4 protein-coding genes are annotated in these 2,868 nt (G+C 71.4%); all 4 read right to left on the reverse strand.

Translation table 11 applies throughout. The features are described 5' to 3' along the window. Positions 1–18 precede the first annotated feature (18 nt). A complete protein-coding gene (gene lptC, locus VIB11_RS06265) occupies positions 19–627 on the reverse strand; it encodes an LPS export ABC transporter periplasmic protein LptC (RefSeq protein ID WP_332029431.1) in 609 nt (202 codons plus the stop codon). Positions 628–682: 55 nt separating this feature from the next. After that, entirely contained in the window at positions 683–1,189 is a 507-nt protein-coding gene (locus VIB11_RS06270; RefSeq protein WP_332029433.1) for an HAD-IIIA family hydrolase, read from the reverse strand. Continuing rightward, positions 1,186–2,157, reverse strand: coding sequence for a KpsF/GutQ family sugar-phosphate isomerase (locus VIB11_RS06275; protein WP_332029435.1), 972 nt, complete (start codon positions 2,155–2,157; stop codon positions 1,186–1,188). The genes VIB11_RS06270 and VIB11_RS06275 overlap by 4 nt, the downstream gene beginning before the upstream one ends. After that, positions 2,157–2,868: 3-deoxy-8-phosphooctulonate synthase (kdsA, locus tag VIB11_RS06280; RefSeq protein WP_332029436.1), on the reverse strand; the 712-nt coding region annotated here is incomplete at its 5' end. The genes VIB11_RS06275 and kdsA, both read right to left, overlap by 1 nt.

Here is a 2,868-nt window from a genome sequence, read left to right on the forward strand (position 1 = left end):
CCTGCGTGAGGCGTCGCCTCATGAGCGCCCGGGCCTGGCCCCCTCGGGGGAAGTGCTCCGCTTGAAGATGGCGCGCACGCGGCCCTTGATGCGCGTGGTCTCCTCGGCCACCCGCGACTCGAAGCCGGTCCCGCGCACGACGGTGCCGTTCTGGTAGATCGTCACCGGCGCGTCGGTCCAGGCGCGCTGCTCCTCGGCGGCCCAGCGGAGCCGGTCGGTCTCCAGCCGGAGGCCGTCGCTCGAGATCAGGACCACGTTGCCGCGCAGCTCGACGTCCTTGGTCTCCTGGTTGAGCTGACCTTCGTCGCCGGTCACCGTCCACGTGCGCGGCTTCGCCAGGCTCTTGGAGCGCTCGTCCACCTTGATGACCACCTTCTTCATCGTCGTCGTGTTGTGCTCCTCGAAGGTCTCGGAGTACTCGGCGTCGAGCTGCCAGCGCGACCCGTCACCGCCCGTCTCCTGCAGACGCACCTGCTTGAGCCGGTAGTCGGCATTCGTGGTGGCGGCCTCGACGGGGATCGTCCGAGGTAGCCGGGCCCGGTGGACGAGCACGCCCACCACCACGGATACGAATATCACGACGAACGTCAGAACTATGAACGGGGCCTTCCTCATAGCAAGCTCCATGCCACGCTAACACAGTCTTCGCGGTCGAGGCAAACGAAGAACGGACGACCGAGGACTAGGCCGGAGGCGGCCAAGCGCGACGGGCCTTTAGCAGCATCTCGACGGCCTCCCGCACGGCACCGTCACCCCCACGACGGCGGGCCACCCAGTGCGCGGCGCGCTTGACCTCCGGCACGGCATTGGCGGGCGCCAGCGCGAGGCCGGCGCGGGCCATCGCGGGCAGATCCGACAGGTCGTCGCCCATCATGGCGACCGCGGAGGCGGCCAGCCCGAGGCGCTCGCGCAGGGCATCGAGCGCACCCGCCTTGTCGGCCACGCCCTGGTGCACCTCGCTCACGCCGAGCTCGGCCATGCGCCGGGTGACCGCCGCGGACGCGCGCGAGGAGAGCACCGCGATCGTGAGACCCGCCTTGCGGGCGGCCACCATCGCGAGGCCGTCGTGGACGTGGAAGCGCTTGGTCTCCTCGCCGGAGGCGCTCACGAACAGGCCGCCGTCGGTGAGCACACCATCCACGTCGAGGACGAGCAGGCGGACGCGGGAGGCCCGGGGCGCGGCCCTCACACGATCTTGGCGCGCAGGATGTCGTGGAGGTGGATCACGCCGGCGGGCGCCCCGGTCGGGCCCACGATCACCAGGCTGGTGATGCGGCCCTCCATCAAAGCGAGCGCCCGGGCGGCCAGCTCGTCCTCCCGGATGACCTTGGGCTGGCGGGTCATGCACTCGCCGACCCGCCGCTCGAGCAGCGCCGGACCGTGTGCGAGCTGCTGCCGCCGCAGATCACCGTCGGTGACCACGCCGACCAGCCGCCCGGCCCCGTCCACCACCGTGGTCATGCCGAGGCCCTTGTCGCTCATCTCCTCGATGGCCTCCTTCATGGTCGCCTGCTCGGGAACGACCGGCACCGCGGGGCCGGTGTGCATGAGGTCGGCGACCCGGAAGAGGGCCTTCCAGCCAAGCGTGCCCCGCGGGTGCAGGGCCGCGTAGTCGTCCGGCCCGAAGCCGCGCACGTCCAGCAGCGCCATCGCGAGGGCGTCGCCCATCGCGAGCGCGGCAGTGGTGCTCGAGGTCGGGGCCAGGTTCATGGGGCAGGCCTCCTCGGCCACGCCCACGTTCAGCACGACGTCGGCCTGCCGGGCCAGCGTGGAGGCCGGGTCGCCGGTGAGGAGCAGCAGGGGCAGCCCGAGCCGCTTGATCGCGGGCAACACCGCCAGGACCTCGTCGGTCTCGCCCGAGTTGGACACGGCCAGCACCACGTCGCCGCGCGCCACCATGCCCAGGTCCCCGTGCACGCCCTCGGCGGGATGCAGGAAGTAGGCGGGCGTGCCGGTGCTCGCGAGGGTGGCCGCGATCTTGCGTCCGATGATGCCCGACTTGCCCATGGCGGTGACGATCACGCGCCCCCGGCAGCGGTGGAGCAGGGCCACCGCCTCGACGAAGCGATCGTCGAGCCGCGGCAGGAGCCCGAGCACGCTCTCCGCCTCGAGGCGCAGCACCCGCTCGGCCAGCCCCAGGATGCGCGCGCGATCCATCAGGCCGTCCCGAGCCCCGCCGCGATCGCCCCCAGCTCCTCGAGCAGCCGCGGGAGATCGTCCAGGCGCAGCATGTTGGGGCCGTCCGAGAGGGGCCGGCCGTCCTCGAGGGTGCGGTCGGGATCCTCGTGCATCTCCATGAAGAGCGCGTCCACGCCGACCGCGACCGCGGCCCGGGCGAGGGCCTGCACGTAGCGGCGCTCGCCGCCCGAGCGGTCCCCTTCCCCGCCCGGCAGCTGCACCGAGTGGGTCGCGTCGAAGACGACCGGATACCCGAGCTCACGCATGATGGGAAGGCCCCGGAAGTCCACTATCAAATTGTTATAACCAAAACTGGTTCCACGCTCGGTCAGCAGGAGGTCCTCGCTGCCCGCCGAGCGAACCTTCTCCACCACGTTGCGCATGTCGCGCGGCGCCACGAACTGCCCCTTCTTCACGTTGACCGGGCGCCCGCTCCGGGCGCAGGCCAGGATGAGATCGGTCTGGCGACAGAGGAAGGCGGGCACCTGCAGGACGTCGAGCACCTCCGCGGCCGGCGCGACCTCCGACACGTCGTGGACGTCCGAGAGCACGGCGAGCCCGGTTTCGTCCTTGACCTTCTGGAGAATCCGGAGCCCCTGGGCGAGGCCGGGGCCGCGGTACGACCGCACCGAGGATCGGTTCGCCTTGTCGTAGGACGACTTGTAGATGAACGGCACGCCCGCGTCGCCG

The sequence above is a fragment of the Pedococcus sp. genome (assembly GCF_036554925.1).
Taxonomy (GTDB): domain Bacteria; phylum Actinomycetota; class Actinomycetes; order Actinomycetales; family Dermatophilaceae; genus Pedococcus_A.

Bases quoted from the DNA above. Each gene is read 5' to 3' on its own strand.
- lptC (WP_332029431.1), bottom strand. From the start codon at position 627: ATGGAGCTTGCTATGAGGAAGGCCCCGTTCATAGTTCTGACGTTCGTC.
- VIB11_RS06275 (WP_332029435.1), bottom strand. From the start codon at position 2,157: ATGGATCGCGCGCGCATCCTGGGGCTGGCCGAGCGGGTGCTGCGCCTC.